At 61.2% G+C, this 15,670-nt stretch carries 16 protein-coding genes; 2 read left to right on the top strand and 14 right to left on the bottom strand.

Going from position 1 to position 15,670, the window contains the following annotated elements:
* Positions 1-3 precede the first annotated feature (3 nt).
* Together J3P81_RS04990 and leuA are read left to right on the top strand one after the other, a co-directional pair.
* Positions 4-825, top strand: a complete 822-nt coding sequence (locus J3P81_RS04990; RefSeq protein WP_039592103.1) for a peptidoglycan DD-metalloendopeptidase family protein — start codon at positions 4-6, stop codon at positions 823-825.
* 463 nt (positions 826-1,288) lie between these two features.
* The gene (gene leuA / locus J3P81_RS04985; RefSeq protein ID WP_420764161.1) at positions 1,289-2,968 is read left to right on the top strand and encodes a 2-isopropylmalate synthase; all 1,680 of its coding nucleotides are present in this window, start codon (positions 1,289-1,291) and stop codon (positions 2,966-2,968) included.
* A gap of 111 nt (positions 2,969-3,079) precedes the next feature.
* Here the strand turns inward: leuA and J3P81_RS04980 are convergent, their stop codons facing one another.
* From J3P81_RS04980 to fdx, 14 genes are all read right to left on the bottom strand, one after another.
* Positions 3,080-3,499, bottom strand: coding sequence for a hypothetical protein (locus J3P81_RS04980; RefSeq protein WP_420764160.1), 420 nt, complete (start codon positions 3,497-3,499; stop codon positions 3,080-3,082).
* Between the two features lie 64 nt (positions 3,500-3,563).
* The gene (locus J3P81_RS04975; protein ID WP_420764159.1) at positions 3,564-4,358 is read right to left on the bottom strand and encodes an amidohydrolase; all 795 of its coding nucleotides are present in this window, start codon (positions 4,356-4,358) and stop codon (positions 3,564-3,566) included.
* Positions 4,346-5,494, bottom strand: a complete 1,149-nt coding sequence (locus tag J3P81_RS04970) for a pyridoxal phosphate-dependent aminotransferase (RefSeq protein ID WP_434562437.1) — start codon at positions 5,492-5,494, stop codon at positions 4,346-4,348. Before J3P81_RS04970 ends, J3P81_RS04975 begins: the two co-directional genes overlap by 13 nt.
* A gap of 269 nt (positions 5,495-5,763) precedes the next feature.
* Positions 5,764-7,236 carry a ribosome biogenesis GTPase Der gene (gene der, locus J3P81_RS04965; protein WP_045155133.1) on the bottom strand — a complete coding sequence of 491 codons (1,473 nt, stop codon included), beginning with the start codon at positions 7,234-7,236 and terminating at the stop codon, positions 5,764-5,766.
* A 134-nt stretch (positions 7,237-7,370) separates the two neighbouring features.
* Positions 7,371-8,522, bottom strand: coding sequence for an outer membrane protein assembly factor BamB (bamB, locus tag J3P81_RS04960; RefSeq protein ID WP_420764157.1), 1,152 nt, complete (start codon positions 8,520-8,522; stop codon positions 7,371-7,373).
* Positions 8,515-9,156 carry a tetratricopeptide repeat protein gene (locus J3P81_RS04955; protein WP_039592112.1) on the bottom strand — a complete coding sequence of 214 codons (642 nt, stop codon included), beginning with the start codon at positions 9,154-9,156 and terminating at the stop codon, positions 8,515-8,517. Before J3P81_RS04955 ends, bamB begins: the two co-directional genes overlap by 8 nt.
* A gap of 40 nt (positions 9,157-9,196) precedes the next feature.
* The gene (hisS, locus tag J3P81_RS04950; protein WP_434562435.1) at positions 9,197-10,486 is read right to left on the bottom strand and encodes a histidine--tRNA ligase; all 1,290 of its coding nucleotides are present in this window, start codon (positions 10,484-10,486) and stop codon (positions 9,197-9,199) included.
* A 22-nt stretch (positions 10,487-10,508) separates the two neighbouring features.
* Positions 10,509-11,618, bottom strand: coding sequence for a flavodoxin-dependent (E)-4-hydroxy-3-methylbut-2-enyl-diphosphate synthase (ispG, locus tag J3P81_RS04945; RefSeq protein WP_325717643.1), 1,110 nt, complete (start codon positions 11,616-11,618; stop codon positions 10,509-10,511).
* A gap of 3 nt (positions 11,619-11,621) precedes the next feature.
* Positions 11,622-12,653 (bottom strand): RodZ domain-containing protein, encoded by a 1,032-nt coding sequence (locus J3P81_RS04940; RefSeq protein ID WP_434562433.1) that lies wholly within the window; start codon positions 12,651-12,653, stop codon positions 11,622-11,624.
* Positions 12,653-13,411 (bottom strand): type IV pilus biogenesis/stability protein PilW, encoded by a 759-nt coding sequence (gene pilW / locus J3P81_RS04935; RefSeq protein WP_434562431.1) that lies wholly within the window; start codon positions 13,409-13,411, stop codon positions 12,653-12,655. The genes J3P81_RS04940 and pilW overlap by 1 nt, the downstream gene beginning before the upstream one ends.
* Positions 13,412-13,423: 12 nt before the next feature.
* On the bottom strand, positions 13,424-14,572 hold the full coding sequence (rlmN, locus tag J3P81_RS04930) for a 23S rRNA (adenine(2503)-C(2))-methyltransferase RlmN (protein ID WP_420764153.1): 1,149 nt from the start codon (positions 14,570-14,572) through the stop codon (positions 13,424-13,426).
* A gap of 28 nt (positions 14,573-14,600) precedes the next feature.
* Positions 14,601-15,026, bottom strand: a complete 426-nt coding sequence (gene ndk / locus J3P81_RS04925; RefSeq protein ID WP_042727994.1) for a nucleoside-diphosphate kinase — start codon at positions 15,024-15,026, stop codon at positions 14,601-14,603.
* An 87-nt stretch (positions 15,027-15,113) separates the two neighbouring features.
* On the bottom strand, positions 15,114-15,314 hold the full coding sequence (gene iscX, locus J3P81_RS04920; protein ID WP_305498989.1) for a Fe-S cluster assembly protein IscX: 201 nt from the start codon (positions 15,312-15,314) through the stop codon (positions 15,114-15,116).
* A 13-nt stretch (positions 15,315-15,327) separates the two neighbouring features.
* Complete coding sequence (gene fdx / locus J3P81_RS04915) at positions 15,328-15,669, bottom strand: ISC system 2Fe-2S type ferredoxin (protein ID WP_420764152.1); 342 nt, start codon at positions 15,667-15,669, stop codon at positions 15,328-15,330.
* Position 15,670: the final 1 nt, after the last annotated feature.

Raw genomic sequence — 15,670 nt, 5'->3', positions numbered from 1 at the left:
TTCATGCCGCGATTCCTCGCTCCGCTGCTGTTGCTGTGCCTGACCTTCAACGCCCACGCCGACAGCTACATCACCCGCCTGTTGAACAAACCGGTGCCCGGCGGTGTGGCCGTGGTGGATCTGGGCAGCGCGGCCCAGGCGCCAAAAGCCACCTACCAGGGCAAACCGGTGCTGGTGGTCAAGGAGCAACAGAACTGGCTGGCGATTGTCGGCATTCCGTTGACGGTACAACCCGGCACGCAGCAGATCAGCAGCGGCGGCAGCACTCAGCCCTTCGTGGTCGGTTACAAGAAGTATCCCGAGCAGCACATCACCCTGAAGAACAAGCGTCAGGTCAACCCTAACCCGGCGGACCTCAAGCGCATCGACGCCGAGCTGGCGGTGCAGTTGAAGGCCTACCGCAGCTTCAGCCCGAACATCCCCAGCAATCTGTTGCTGGATAAACCGGTCAACGGCCCGCTGTCGAGCAAGTTCGGTGTGCGCCGTTTCTTCAACGGCGAAGAACGCAACCCCCACGCAGGCCTGGACTTCGCCGTGCCCGCCGGCACACCGATCAAGACCCCGGCCGCCGGCAAGGTGATCCTCACCGGCAACTATTTCTTCAATGGCAACACGGTATTCGTCGACCATGGCCAGGGCTTCATCAGCATGTTCTGCCACATGTCGAAAATAGACGTGAAGGTCGGCCAGCAGTTGGCCCGTGGCACAGTGGTCGGCAAGGTCGGCGCCACCGGCCGGGCGACCGGGCCGCATATGCACTGGAACATCAGCCTGAACGATGCTCGTGTGGATCCGGCGATTTTTATCGGGGCGTTTCAGCCCTGAGCATTTCGGTCAGGCTACTGGTCTCTTCGCGAGCAGGCTCGCTCCCACATTGGGATCTGCGTAGACCACAACATTGCAACCACAAAGATCCCTTGTGGGAGCGAGCCTGCTCGCGAAGACGCAGGCCCTGGCACCACCATCCTTGGAATTGCCGAGCCCTAAATATCAGCGCAATCCTTTGAGCCTATTCTGACCGCTTACGCGATTAAATCTCGCAAACCCATCCAAAAACAGAACTTCTCCCAATTTTTTCCGACTGCTTGCAACCCCCCGTCCACGCGGTTAGGGTTGAGGGCATGAAAACCTCTCACACCCTCATTCAGCTTCGTCAGCACCGCAGCCTGTGCCTCGTCAGCGCACGACTGCCGGGCTGAATCGCGGCAACTCGTCCCGGCTGACAAGCCACCCCATTCGAACCACCGGCAGGCCGCCTTTTTCCGGCCACGACAATAAGGATTTCCTCATGAGCATGCTCAAAGACCCGTCTTCGAAATACCGCGCCTTCCCGACCATCAACCTGCCGGATCGCACCTGGCCGTCGAAGACCATCACTGCCGCGCCGATCTGGTGCAGTTCCGACCTGCGTGATGGCAACCAGTCGCTGATCGAACCCATGGACGCGGCCAAGAAGCTGCGCTTCTGGAAAACCTTGGTGGCGGTGGGCGTGAAAGAAATCGAAGCGTCGTTCCCGGCCGCTTCCCAGACTGACTTCGACTTCGTGCGCACCCTCATCGAAGAAGGCCACATCCCGGACGACACCACCATCCAGGTGCTGACCCAGGCCCGCGAAGACCTTATCGCCCGTACCTTCGAATCCCTGCGTGGCGCGAAGAAAGCCATCGTCCACCTCTACAACGCCACCTGTCCGTCGTTCCGCCGCATCGTGTTCAACCAGGACAAGGAAGGCGTGAAGGAAATTGCAGTGAACGCGGCCAAGCTGTTCGTCAAATACGCCGCCCAGCAGCCGGAAACCCAGTGGCAATTCGAATATTCCCCAGAAACCTTCAGCGCCACCGAGCTGGAGTTCGCCAAGGAAGTCTGCGACGCCGTGATCGAAGTGTGGAACCCGACCCCGGAGCGCAAGGTGATCCTTAACCTGCCCGCCACCGTGGAAGTCGCCACGCCGAACATCTACGCCGACCAGATCGAGTGGTTCCACCGCAACATCAGCCGTCGTGACAGCGTGCTCATCAGCCTGCACACCCACAACGACCGTGGCACCGGCGTGGCCGCTACCGAGCTGGGCCTGATGGCCGGCGCCGACCGTGTCGAAGGCTGCCTGTTCGGCAACGGCGAGCGCACCGGCAACGTCGACCTGGTGACCGTCGCGCTGAACCTCTACACCCAGGGTATCGACCCTGAGCTGGATTTCTCCGACATCGACGGCGTACGCAAAGTGGTCGAAGAGTGCAACCAGATCGCGGTGCACCCGCGCCATCCATATGTAGGCGACCTGGTCCACACTGCATTTTCCGGCTCGCACCAGGACGCGATCCGCAAGGGCTTCGCCCAGCAGAAACCCGACACCCTGTGGGAAGTGCCGTACCTGCCAATCGACCCGGCTGACATCGGCCGCAGCTACGAGGCGGTGATCCGCGTGAACAGCCAGTCGGGCAAGGGCGGCATCGCCTACCTGCTGGAGCAGGAATACGGCATCAGCCTGCCGCGTCGCATGCAGATCGAATTCAGCCAAGTGGTGCAGCGCGAAACCGATCGCCTGGGTCTGGAAATGACTGCCCAGCAGATCCATGCCCTGTTGCAGCGTGAATACCTGCAAGCCAACACCCCGTATGCGCTGGTCAGCCATCGCCTGCAGGAAGAAAACGGCAACAGCGCCGTGGAAGTGGAAGTCGCCAGCAAAGGCCAGGGCGAAACCAACCTGCACTGGCGTGGCAAAGGCAACGGCGCGCTGGAAGCGCTGGTGGCCGGCCTGCCGATTCCGGTGGAAATCATGGACTACAACGAACACGCCATCGGCGCCGGCACCAACGCCAAGGCGGCGGCTTACATCGAGCTGCGGGTCAACGGTGAGCGTGCGGTGCATGGCGTGGGCATCGATGAAAACATCACCACCGCCAGCTTCAAGGCGCTGTTCAGTGCACTGAACCGCTCGCTGAGCCAGCCGGAAGCCAAGGCGGCCTGACCAAGGCTGAAATGCAAAAAGGCCCTGGGGTGTGAACCTCAGGGCCTTTTTGTTTGGCTGATGATTTGAATTGGCTGCTCGGGCCTGTTCGCGAGTCAGCCAATAAAAATCTCAGGCATGGGTATCGATCGAAATCGTCATCGCCTGCAACAGCGCAGCCTGCAGGGTCTGCAAGGTTGCCTGGGTCGCCATGATCTGGGTCTGGATCGCCATGGCTTGCTGGGACTTCTGCGCCTGGTCGGCCTGGCTTTTCTGGACGCGGGCCAGTTGGGCTTGCTGGTCGGCCAGCAATTTTTCGGTTCGTTCGATCTGCTTCTTCAACTGTTCGATGACATCGCTGCTGCCGCTGCTGCCGCCGGCACCTGCGATGTTCGCGCCGCTGGTGTCGACTTTCAGTGGCTTGTCTTTGTCTTCGGCGGTTTCGGTCGGTGTCACTGGACTGACCGCCCTGTCTTCCTCAGCCCCGCGGATGGTGACTGTGGGAGCAGACAATGGATAAGGGTTTACGGTCGTTGCGCTGATGCTGGTCATAGGGGATTCCTCCTTGGCTGACCGGTTATCGGCGCGCAACACCGTTCCTTGAGGCTGAATCGTTTCAATAGATGAATTCGAAACGATCGGCATCCAGGTTCGCTGGAAAGCGTTTGCGATACTCAGCCAGGTCCGCGGCACTCAGGCAAACCGTGAACACACCGTCGGCTTCGCCGGCGCCGAGCAGGGTCTCGCCCTGGAAGTCCAGTACCTGGCTGTCGCCGGTGTAGGCGAAGCCCTTGCCGTCGGTGCCGATCCGATTCACCGCCGCCACATAGCACAGGTTTTCGATGGCCCGTGCCGGCAGCAAACGGTTCCAATGCTGACGCCGAGCGCCCGGCCAGTTGGCGGTGTACAGCAACAGGTCGGTGTCCTCGGCGTCGCGGCTCCACGCCGGAAAGCGCAGGTCATAGCAGATCAACGGGCGAATCCGCCAACCCTTGAGCTCGAACAGTACCTGCTGATCACCCGGCGTGTAGTGGTTGTGCTCGCCGGCCATGCGGAACAGATGGCGTTTGTCGTAATGCAGCACCTCGCCGTCGGGCCGTGCCCACAGCAAGCGATTACGATGGCTGCCATCGCCGGCCTGGACGATCACGCTGCCGGTGATCACTGCATCCAGTTTCGCCGCTTGGTCCTTGAGCCATTGGCGCGTCGGACCATTCTCGGGCTCCGCCAACGTCTCGGACTCCATGGAAAAGCCCGTGGTGAACATTTCCGGCAGGATGATAAGGTCCGCCCCCCGCGCCTGTTCAAGCAGCGCGTCGAAATGCTCAAGGTTGGCTCGACGGTCATGCCAGGCCAGGGTTGTCTGGATCAAGGCAACGTTCAGGTTGGGCAAGGTGCTCAAATCACGCATAGCTTTTGCGCCGCTTCACGCAGCGTCTCCTCGCGCTTGGCAAAGCACAGGCGCACCAGGCGCTGGCCTTGCGGTGGGTTCTGGTAGAAGACCGAGATCGGAATGGTCGCCACGCCATGTTCGCGGGTCATCCACACCGCCATGTCGACGTCGTTGAGGTCTGGGCGGATCTGCGAGTAATCCACCAGCTGGAAATAGGTGCCGGTGACGCGCTTGAAGCTGAAGCGCGACGGTGCCAGCAGGTCGCAGAACAGATCGCGCTTGGCCTGGTAGAAGTCCGGCAGTTCGTCGACGTGCTCCGGATGCGCGGCCATGTAGTCGGCCAAGGCATACTGCAACGGTGTGACGCCGCAGAAACTGACGTACTGATGCACCTTGCGCAACTCCGCCGTCAGGGCCGGTGGCGCGACGACATAACCGGTCTTCCAGCCGGTGACGTGGTAGGTCTTGCCAAACGAACTGACCACGAAGGCACGGCGATACAGTTCTTCATGGGCAAGCACGCTGACATGAGCCACGCCGTCGAACACCAGGTGCTCATACACCTCGTCGCTGATCAGATAGATGTCACGGTCGCGGATCAACGCCGCCAATTGGTCCAGCTCGGCGCGGCTGATCAACGCACCGCTGGGGTTGTGCGGCGTGTTGAGGATGATCATGCGCGTGCGCGGGCTCAGGGCTTCGCCGAGCTTTTCAAAGTCGATGGCGAAATCGCCCAGGCTCAATGGCACATGCACGCAACGCCCGCCGGCCAGTTGCACGGACGGCTCGTAGCTATCGTAGGCGGGGTCGAAGACGATGACTTCATCGCCGCTGTTAACCACCGCCGCGATGGCGCAGAAAATCGCCTGGGTCGCGCCAGGGGTCACGGTGACTTCCTGATCGGCATCGACGGTAGCGCCATAGCTGCGGGCAACTTTGGCCGCAATCTGCTGGCGCAGCGCCGGCAGGCCGGTCATGGGGGAATATTGGTTGTGGCCTTGGGCGATGTGCCGGCCGACCGCATCGCGCAGGGCTTGCGGGCCATCGAAATCGGGAAACCCCTGGGACAGGTTCAGCGCGCCGGTCTGTGCGGCGAGTTGGGACATCTGAGTGAAAATCGTGATGCCGACGTTCGGCAACTTGCTGGTGATCATCGAGGGTTCCCTGGGTCTGCACCCGGCTCTGGTGCGGCGCGGGAGAGGTCGAGGATAGCCCAATCGCCGGGCATGAAAAAGGGTGCCCGTGGGCACCCTCTTCAATTGTCGCCGAACCACCGTGGCGAGGGAGCTTGCTCCCGCTGGGGTGCGAAGCAGCCCCTGTGTTTCATCTGATGCACTGCGGTGGCAGGTACATCTTTGGGGCTGCTGCGCAGCCCAGCGGGAGCAAGCTCCCTCGCCACAGAGCGGTCCTGAGCAAACCTGATTCAGCGCTTGTCGCGGCGCTTCTTGTCGGCCTTCTTGTGGTGCGACATCAAGCGGCGCTTCTTGTTGACCTGGCGGTCGGTGAGCGTGTTCTTGTTGCCTTCGTACGGGTTCTCACCGCCCTTGAACTCGATGCGGATCGGCGTGCCGACCAGCTTCAGGACTCGGCGATAGGTGTTCTCCAAGTATCGAACGTACGACTTGGGCACCTTTTCGATCTGGTTACCGTGGATCACGATAATCGGCGGGTTGGCACCGCCCAAGTGGGCGTAGCGCAGCTTGATCCGACGGTTGTTGACCATCGGTGGCGCGTGCTCGCCGACCGCATCTTCGAGGATCTGGGTCAGGCGGTTGGTCGGCCAGCGGGTAACCGCCGACTTGAACGAGTTCTGCACCGAAGCGTAGAGGTTGCCCACGCCCGTGCCGTGCAGGGCCGAGATGAAGTGGATGTCGGCGAAGTCGACGAAGAACAACCGACGCTGGAGTTCGACTTTCACAAAGTCGCGCTCGCTCGGCGTCATGCCGTCCCACTTGTTGATCGCGATGACCAGCGCACGACCGGCTTCGAGGGCAAAGCCCAGCAGGTTCAAGTCGTGATCCACCACGCCTTCGCGGGCGTCCATCACGAAGATCACCACGTTGGCGTCCTTGATCGCCTGCAGCGTCTTGACCACGGAGAACTTCTCGACTTCCTCGTGGATCTTGCCGCGCTTGCGCACACCGGCGGTGTCGATCAGCGTGTATTTCTCTTCGTTACGCTCGAAGGGAATATAGATGCTGTCGCGGGTGGTGCCGGGCTGGTCGTACACAATGACCCGGTCTTCGCCGAGCATGCGGTTGACCAGGGTCGACTTGCCCACGTTCGGGCGGCCGATGATTGCGATCTTGATCCCGTCTTTTTCGCTCGGGCCCGGAATGCGCTTGGCTTCCTCGCCTTCGGCAACGACTTCTTCCTCGCCTTCTTCCGGCTCGTCTTCATCGTCCTTGGGGAAACTCTCAAGGGCGATTTCCAGCATCTGGGTGATGCCACGGCCGTGAGCGCCGGCGATCGGGATCGCCTGGCCCATGCCCAACGGTGCAAACTCGGCGCGGGCCATGTCCGGGTCGATGTTGTCGACCTTGTTGGCGACCACGTAAGAACGCTTGTTACGCTTGCGCAAATGCTCGGCGATCATCTGGTCGGCGGCGGTAAAACCGGCCTTGGCGTCTACCAGGAACAGCACCACATCCGCTTCTTCGATGGCGAGCAGCGACTGCTCGGCCATTTTTTCATCCATGCCGTGTTCATCACCGGAGATGCCGCCGGTGTCGACCAGAATATAGGTACGCCCTTGCCACTTGGCCTCACCGTATTGGCGATCACGGGTCAGACCGGACAAGTCGCCAACGATGGCGTCGCGAGTCCTGGTCAGGCGGTTGAACAAGGTGGACTTGCCGACGTTCGGTCGGCCCACCAGGGCGATTACGGGAACCATGCGGCTCTCCACTTCGTTATTTCCAGAAAATACAAAAGCCGCTGCGAGGCAGCGGCTGGTGCTCGGGGCAGCCTGTGCAAGCACTGCAAGCCTCGCGAACAAGGCCGCTTGGGGGATAAGCCCCAAGCATAGTCTTACTTGATGGTCAGGGCTTCCAGTTTGCCGCTGTTGCCATACACATAGATCATGCTGCCCACCACCAGCGGACGGGCACGCAGGCCGTCGCTGTCGATGCGCTCACGGCCGACGAAACGACCGTCCACCTGGCTGAGCAGGTGCAGGTAACCTTCCAGGTCACCCACTGCAACGTAGCTGGAGAAAACTTCCGGGGCCGACAGTTGACGACGGGCCAGGGAATCGTTGCTCCACAATGCGGTGGTGGAACGCTCGTCGACGCCTTCGACGGTGCCCGAGGACAGGCTTACGTAGACGCTGCCAAAGCCTTGGGCGACACCGGCGTAGCTGGACGCATCGCGCTGCCACAACGGACGACCGGTTTCCAGGTCGAGCGCCGCGACGCGGCCCTGGTAGCTGGCGACGTACAGCGTACCGCCGGACAGCAGCAAGCCGCCATCGATGTCGACCACGCGTTCCAGTTCCGAACGGCCTTGAGGGATCGCTACACGCTGCTCCCAGACCGGCACGCCATTGGAAATGTCCAGGGCCACGACTTTACCGGTCGACAGGCCAGCCACCGCGAGGCGGTTGGTAACGATCGGTGCGCTGGTGCCGCGCAGGGTCAGGACCGCCGGGGTACTGTCATACAACCAGCGCTGGTCGCCGGTGGCGGCGTCCAGGCCGATCAGACGGTCGTCCTGGGTCTGGACCACGACCACATCACCGTTGGTGGCAGGCGGCGCGAGGACTTCACTGGTCACGCGGGCGCGCCATTTCTCTTCGCCGCTGCTCGCGTCAAGGGCGACGATCTCGCCCTTGAGCGTGCCGATCATGACCAGCCCGTAACCCACGCCAACGGCGCCGGACACAGGCAGCTCGAGATCTTTTTCCCACTTCACGTCGCCGTTCGTGCGATCCATGGCCATGACGACGCCAGTAACGTCGCCGGCATAGATGGTGTCGCCGTCGATGGCCGGCACCAGCATATTGTAGGTTTCACCCTGGCCGTCACCGATGGAGCGGCTCCATTGCTTCTGCAGCACGACTTCTTCTTTGAAGTCGGTCAGTTCGGCCGGAGGCAGTTCTTTCTTGCTGTTGCTGCTGCAACCCGCGGCCAGAATGGCCAGGGTCAGCAATGCTGCATGTTTCCAACGGATCACGTCACGCATCCCCTTTGGCCAGGTCGTCCAGCTTGATTTGCAGGCCACCGACCGCGGCTTCATCCGACAGCGCAGCCTTGGCTTTTTGGTAGGCCGCATGGGCCTCATCGGCACGACCCAGCTGTACCAGCAGGTCGCCCTTGAGTTCTTCGCGAGTCGCCAGGAACGCCTTGTCGGCGTCGCCGTCGAGCAGCTTCAATGCATCTTCAGCCTTGTTCTGTGCCGCCAGCACCTGTGCCAGGCGCTGACGCGCCACTTCGCCCAGGGTCGGGTTGGCCGGCTTGTCGACGATCGCTTTCAGCTCGGTGGCCGCATCGTCCAGCTTGCCACTGTCCACCGCGACCTTGGCCACGAAGAGGCTGCCGTACTGGGCATAGGCGGTGCCGCCGAACTCTTTGTTGAGCTTGCCGGCCAGGTCCGCCACGCGGGCCGCGTCAGGCTTGCCGTCCGGGGTCAGGGTGGTTTCCAGCAATTGCTGGTAGAGCATCGAGGCGCCTTGCGACTGGTTGCTCTGGTATTTCTGGTAGGCCTGCCAGCCGAACACGATGACCAGCGCCAACAGGCCGCCAGTGACCAGCGGCTTGCCATTGCGCGTCCACCAGTCCTTCAAATCCGCCAGCTGTTCATCTTCGGTACTCGACACCCCAATACTCCTTAATCGCTAAATCGGCTGTTTGACAGCTTCAACCCTGCACGACGCAGGTGGCCAGGTGCGCGGCAAGCGCATCCCAGGCAATGCTTTGTTGTTCGCCCTGGCCACGCAGGGGTTTGAAACCTACCACTTGTTGGGCCAGTTCGTCGTCGCCGAGGATCAATGCGTACAGCGCACCGCTCTTGTCGGCCTTCTTGAATTGGCTCTTGAAGCTGCCGGCGCCGGCATTGATCTGCAAGCGCAGGTTGGGTAGCTGGTCACGGATCCGCTCGCTCAACGACAAGGCGGCCAGTTCGGCGGCCTCGCCAAAGGCGCACAGGTATACGTCGACCTGGCGGGAAAGCTCTTCAGGCACTTTATCCAGAGCTTCAAGCATCAGTACCAAACGTTCGATGCCCATGGCAAAGCCCACGCCCGGGGTCGGCTTGCCGCCCATCTGCTCCACCAGCCCGTCGTAGCGACCACCGGCACACACGGTGCCCTGGGCGCCGAGCTTGTCGGTGACCCACTCGAAGACGGTCTTGCTGTAGTAATCCAGGCCCCGGACCAACTTGGGGTTGATCACATAAGGAATGCCAACGGCGTCCAGGCGTGCCTTCAGCCCTTCGAAATGCGCCCGGGACTCGTCGTCGAGGTAGTCGGCCATTTTCGGCGCGTCCACCAGGATCGCTTGGGTTTCCGGGTTCTTGGTGTCCAGCACGCGCAGCGGGTTGGTCTTGAGGCGGCGCTGGCTGTCTTCGTCGAGCTTGTCGATGTGCGCGGACAGAAACTCCACCAGCGCTTCGCGATAGCGGCCACGGGACTCGCTGGTGCCCAGACTGTTGAGCTCAAGCTTGACTGCGTCGCGCAGCCCCAGCTCGCCCCACAGGCGCCAGGTCATGACGATCAATTCGGCGTCGATGTCCGGCCCTTCGAGGTTGAACACCTCAAGACCAATCTGGTGGAACTGGCGGTACCGGCCTTTCTGCGGACGCTCGTGGCGGAACATCGGGCCGACGTACCAGAGTTTCTGCACTTGGCCGCCGCCGGTGATGCCATGCTCGAGCACTGCACGCACGCATGCCGCCGTGCCTTCGGGCCGCAAGGTCAGGGAGTCGCCGTTGCGGTCGTCGAAGGTGTACATCTCTTTTTCGACGATGTCGGTCACTTCACCGATGGAGCGCTTGAACAGCTCGGTGAACTCGACGATCGGCATGCGGATCTGCCGATAACCGTAGTTATCCAGCAAACGCGCCACGGTGCCCTCGAAATAGCGCCACAGGGGCGTCTGTTCGGGCAGGATGTCGTTCATGCCACGAATGGCTTGCAGAGACTTGCTCACATGTATTCCTTAATCTTGCGACTTAACCGCGCGCGATGACCGCTGCGTCGGCTTCGACCTTTTCGGCCGCTTTCTGGCGGATCAGCTTTTCCAGCTCATCCACCAGATTGTCATTCGTCAGTTTCTGCGACGGCTTGCCATCGATGTAAATCAGGTTCGGTGTACCGCCAGTGAGGCCGATATGGGCCTCCTTGGCTTCGCCAGGCCCGTTGACCACGCAGCCGATCACCGCGACATCCAGCGGCACCAGCAAATCTTCAAGGCGCCCTTCCAGCTCGTTCATGGTCTTGACCACATCGAAGTTCTGCCGCGAGCAGCTCGGGCAGGCGATGAAGTTGATGCCGCGCGAACGCAGGTGCAGGGACTTGAGGATGTCGTAGCCGACTTTCACTTCCTCGACCGGGTCAGCCGCCAGCGAGATGCGGATGGTATCGCCAATCCCTTCGGCGAGCAGCATACCGAGGCCGACGGCGGATTTCACCGTACCCGAACGCAACCCACCGGCTTCGGTGATGCCCAGGTGCAGCGGCTGGACGATTTCCTTGGCCAGCAGGCGGTAGGCTTCGACGGCCATGAACACGTCGGACGCCTTTACGCTGACCTTGAAGTCCTGGAAATTCAGGCGTTCGAGGTGCTCCACATGGCGCAGGGCCGACTCCACCAGCGCGGCTGGGGTCGGTTCGCCGTATTTTTTCTGCAGGTCTTTTTCCAGGGAGCCAGCGTTGACGCCGATGCGGATCGGAATGCCGCGATCACGGGCGGCATCCACCACGGCCCGCACACGGTCTTCGCGACCGATGTTGCCGGGGTTGATGCGCAGGCAATCGACGCCCAATTCGGCCACGCGCAGGGCGATGCGGTAGTCGAAGTGGATATCGGCCACCAAGGGGACCTTGACCAGTTGCTTGATCTTGCCGAATGCCTCGGCGGCGTCCATATCCGGCACGGACACGCGCACGATGTCGACGCCGGCGGCTTCCAAGCGGTTGATCTGCGCGACCGTGGCGGCCACGTCATTGGTGTCGCTGTTGGTCATGCTCTGCACAGCGATTGGCGCATCGCCGCCCACGGGCACGTTACCGACCCAGATTTTCCGGGACTCGCGACGCTTGATTGGAGATTCGCCGTGCATGACTTATTGACCCAATTTCAGGCGAGCGGTCTCGCCACTGGTGAACGGAGCCACATCGACCGGCTGGCCGTTGTAGCTGACCTGCGCGCCACGGGCATAACCCAGGCGTACGGCAAACGGTGGCTTGCCGTTGACTGAGGTGCTGTCGCCCTTGCGCTTGAGGCCACTGAACAACACCTTGCCGTTGCCGTCGGTGATCTGCGTCCAGCAATCGGCGGTGAACTGGATCTGTACCTGGCCGTCGCCCGGTGCGGGGGCCGGAGCGGTTGGAGCAACCGGCGCCGCCGGCACCGTTGGAGCCGCCATGGTCGGCGCGGGCGTGACAGGGGCCGGAGCTGCCGGGGCTGCTGGCGCCGCCGGAGCGCTGCCAGCCTGGACCGGCGCGGTCGGTGCGGGCGCAGTTGCTGGAGCCGTTGGAGCGGCTGACTCGGTACCCGCGGCGGCACCGGTCTCGCCATTGTCAGGGCCTTGCGGCAGGGCCAGGGCGGTTTCGCCTTCGGCCTGGCCTTCGACGACGGCCTGGTCTTCCGGTTCGTCCAGCGGATGGATCTGGGTCGTGCCGTCGGCGCCTTCGACTTCGACGTGCTCGGGGTTCATGGCAACCGGCTCCTTGCCACGCAAGGAAGCCTGGTCTTGCCACCAGACAAAACCACCACCAATCACCGCAATCAGCAGCAACAGACTGACGATTCGCAAAATGGTGTGGGAAACGCGAACCGGCTCCTCGATACGACCGAGGCTGTGCACGCTGCTGCCCTGGGCATCGGAACCGGTGTATTGATCGAATTGCTGGACCAGCGTGGTCTGGTCCATGCCAAGCAGTTTGGCATAGGCGCGGATATAGCCCCGGGCAAAGGTATGCCCTGGCAATTTGTCGAACGCGCCTGCTTCCAGGTTGCTCAGGGAAGTCACGGTGAGATTGAGCTTGAGGGCCACTTCGGCCAGCGACCAACCATTGCTTTCGCGGGCTTGACGCAGGGTCTCACCGGGATTTACGCGAGTCGCTGCTACAACTTCGGGATGCGCCGCTTTCATCATTGCTCCGACAGGTATTGCTGATATTCCGGCGTACCGGGATAAAGTCTTTTGAGTTGCAGGCCGTAGCTTGCGGCCTTGTCGCGATCTTCAAACACATGTGCCAGCCGAACGCCGAGCAATAGACTACGTGCATTTTGCTCGCTGAGCAGGCTAAAACGCTCGTAATAGTCGCGCGCGGGCACATAATGCCTGTCTTCGTAGGACAACTCAGCCATTTCCAGCAACGCACGGGGTTGTTGGCGGTTGAGCCGCAGCGCTTTTTCCAACTGCTGGCGGGCCAGGTCGCGCTGGCCGAGTTTCGCGGCGGTCATGCCGAGGTTCTCGAAGACCCGTGAGCGCTCGGGGTAAAGGGTATCGGCGGCCGCTTGCTCGAAGCGTTCGTAGGCGTCCTTGTAGCGGGCCTGTTCGTAGAGAAAACTGCCGTAATTGTTCAGGATCCGGGCATCTTGCGGCTGGGCCGACAGCGCCTTGCGAAAATGCTCGTCAGCCAGTTCCGGCTCCAGCTCCGCCTGGAACACCAACGCCAGCGCCGCGTTGGCATCGGCGTCAGAGCTGTCCAGTTCCAGGGCTTTCTTGAGGGGCACCTTGGCCCGCTCGGTCATGCCCTGCTGCAAGTAGCCAATGCCCAACTGCACATAGGCTTCGCGCGCCTCGTCGCGCCCTTTGCTGGTCTTCATCGGGTTGTAGTCACCCGACAGGACACAACCGGAGCAGAGTCCGGCGAACAGCAACAGCAGCGCGAAGCGCAGGGACATAGAGTTCCTCTCTTAGTGACTGTTCGCAGCGTTCTGCGCGACTTCGTCGGCGGCGTTCAATTCGCGCACGGCGATGTAGCGTTCGCTGCGACGGGTGCGATCCAGCACCTGTCCAACCAATTGGCCACACGCGGCGTCGATGTCTTCGCCGCGGGTGGTGCGCACGGTGACGTTGAAGCCAGCGTGGTGGAGCTGATCCTGGAAGCGACGAATCGCGTTGTTGCTCGGACGCTCGTAACCGGAATGCGGGAACGGGTTGAAGGGGATCAGGTTGATCTTGCACGGAATGTTCTTGAGCAGCTCGATCATCTCGACCGCGTGTTCAACCTTGTCGTTCACGTCCTTGAGCAGGGTGTACTCGATGGTCAGCACGCGTTTTTCGCCCAGGGACGACATGTAGCGCTGGCACGACTCGAGCAGCATCTTAAGCGGATATTTCTTGTTGATCGGCACCAATTGGTTACGCAATGCGTCATTGGGTGCGTGCAGCGACAACGCCAGGGAGACGTCGATGTGCTTGGCCAGCTCATCGATCATCGGCACCACACCGGAGGTGGACAGGGTCACGCGGCGCTTGGAAATGCCGTAGCCCAGGTCATCCATCATCAGGTGCATGGCGGAGACGACGTTGTCGAAGTTCAGCAGCGGCTCACCCATGCCCATCATCACCACGTTGGTGATGGCACGGTCGACGGTCGCCGGGACGCTGCCAAAGGATTTGTTGGCAATCCACACCTGGCCGATCACTTCGGCGGCGGTGAGGTTGCTGTTGAAGCCTTGCTTGCCGGTGGAGCAGAAACTGCAATCCAGGGCACAGCCTGCCTGGGACGAAACGCACAAGGTGCCGCGCTTGCCCTGGGGAATGTAGACGGTCTCGACGCAGCTGCCGGAAGCCACGCGCACTACCCATTTACGGGTGCCGTCGCTGGAGATGTCCTGGCTGACCACTTCGGGACCGCGAATCTCGGCAACAGCCTTGAGCTTTTCGCGCAGGGCCTTGCCGACATTCGTCATGGCGTCGAAATCGTCGACGCCAAAGTGGTGAATCCATTTCATCACCTGGCCGGCACGGAAACGCTTCTCCCCGATCGAGTCGAAGAATTTCTCCATTTCCGGCTGGGTCAGGCCCAACAGGTTGGTTTTGCCGTTCGATGTAGTCATGGATTCACCTTCACTCAAAAGCCTGGGCTTAGCGAGTGGTTACTTCAGTAGCGGAGAAAAAGTAAGCGATTTCGCGAGCAGCGGCAGCTTCGGAGTCCGAACCGTGGACGGCGTTGGCGTCGATGGATTCAGCGAAGTCAGCACGGATGGTGCCGGCAGCAGCTTCTTTAGGGTTGGTAGCGCCCATCAGCTCACGGTTGCGAGCGATGGCGTTTTCGCCTTCCAGCACCTGAACGACAACCGGACCGGAAGTCATGAAAGCAACCAGCTCACCGAAGAAACCGCGCTCGCTGTGCTCAGCGTAGAAGCCTTCGGCTTCGGCTTTGGACAGTTGCTTCATTTTCGAAGCTACAACGCGCAGGCCAGCGTCTTCGAAGCGGGTAACGATCTTGCCGATCACGTTTTTAGCAACGGCGTCAGGCTTGATGATGGAGAAAGTACGTTGAACAGCCATGGTGTAACTCCAGAAACGGTAATTTACGAAAAATTAAACCCGCGAATTATACGCGGGTTCTTAGGTATTGCCTAACCTGCGAAGCGATCAGTCCAATTCGGCGGCCCAGAGCTCCTGAACCGCTTCCAACACCTTCTCGCCGACTCGGCCAGAGGTGGCATCGAAGCCAGGCAGCTCCAGGATCATCTGCTGCAGACGGACGAAACCTACAGAGTACGGATCGAGGCCCTCATGGGCTTCAGCCAATTCTTCTGCGATGCGCTGTACATCATTCCAACCATAGCTCATGACAGTGTCACCATCAGTGCGGCGCTTCGGCCGCATGGTTAAGCGAATATTTCGGGATTTCGACGGTCAGGTCTTCGGTGCCGACGATAACCTGGCAACCCAGGCGCGATTGCGCTTCCAGTCCCCAGGCCCGATCAAGGAAGTCTTCCTCCAGTTCGTCCGCCTCTTCCAGCGAGTCGAAGCCTTCGCGAATGATGCAATGGCAGGTCGTGCAAGCACAGACGCCGCCACAGGCACTTTCCATCTCGATATGGTGCTCATGGGCCAGCTCGAGAATGGAGATTCCGGGCTCAGCCTCTACGACCATGCCCTCCGGACAGAACTTCTCGTGGGGCAGAAAAATCACCTGCGGCATC

The sequence above is a fragment of the Pseudomonas sp. R1-6 genome, from assembly GCF_051132115.1.
Lineage (GTDB): Bacteria > Pseudomonadota > Gammaproteobacteria > Pseudomonadales > Pseudomonadaceae > Aquipseudomonas.
The sequence above is the reverse complement of the archived record's forward strand: the minus strand, read 5'-3'. Positions and strand labels throughout refer to the sequence as shown.

Bases quoted from the DNA above. Each gene is read 5' to 3' on its own strand.
- bamB (WP_420764157.1), bottom strand. From the start codon at position 8,522: ATGCGTGACGTGATCCGTTGGAAACATGCAGCATTGCTGACCCTGGCC.
- rlmN (WP_420764153.1), bottom strand. From the start codon at position 14,572: ATGACTACATCGAACGGCAAAACCAACCTGTTGGGCCTGACCCAGCCG.
- J3P81_RS04980 (WP_420764160.1), bottom strand. From the start codon at position 3,499: ATGACCAGCATCAGCGCAACGACCGTAAACCCTTATCCATTGTCTGCT.
- ispG (WP_325717643.1), bottom strand. From the start codon at position 11,618: ATGCACGGCGAATCTCCAATCAAGCGTCGCGAGTCCCGGAAAATCTGG.
- J3P81_RS04990 (WP_039592103.1), top strand. From the start codon at position 4: ATGCCGCGATTCCTCGCTCCGCTGCTGTTGCTGTGCCTGACCTTCAAC.
- ndk (WP_042727994.1), bottom strand. From the start codon at position 15,026: ATGGCTGTTCAACGTACTTTCTCCATCATCAAGCCTGACGCCGTTGCT.
- iscX (WP_305498989.1), bottom strand. From the start codon at position 15,314: ATGAGCTATGGTTGGAATGATGTACAGCGCATCGCAGAAGAATTGGCT.
- leuA (WP_420764161.1), top strand. From the start codon at position 1,289: ATGAGCATGCTCAAAGACCCGTCTTCGAAATACCGCGCCTTCCCGACC.
- der (WP_045155133.1), bottom strand. From the start codon at position 7,236: ATGGTTCCCGTAATCGCCCTGGTGGGCCGACCGAACGTCGGCAAGTCC.
- pilW (WP_434562431.1), bottom strand. From the start codon at position 13,411: ATGTCCCTGCGCTTCGCGCTGCTGTTGCTGTTCGCCGGACTCTGCTCC.
- fdx (WP_420764152.1), bottom strand. From the start codon at position 15,669: ATGCCGCAGGTGATTTTTCTGCCCCACGAGAAGTTCTGTCCGGAGGGC.
- J3P81_RS04970 (WP_434562437.1), bottom strand. From the start codon at position 5,494: ATGATCACCAGCAAGTTGCCGAACGTCGGCATCACGATTTTCACTCAG.
- J3P81_RS04975 (WP_420764159.1), bottom strand. From the start codon at position 4,358: ATGCGTGATTTGAGCACCTTGCCCAACCTGAACGTTGCCTTGATCCAG.
- J3P81_RS04940 (WP_434562433.1), bottom strand. From the start codon at position 12,653: ATGAAAGCGGCGCATCCCGAAGTTGTAGCAGCGACTCGCGTAAATCCC.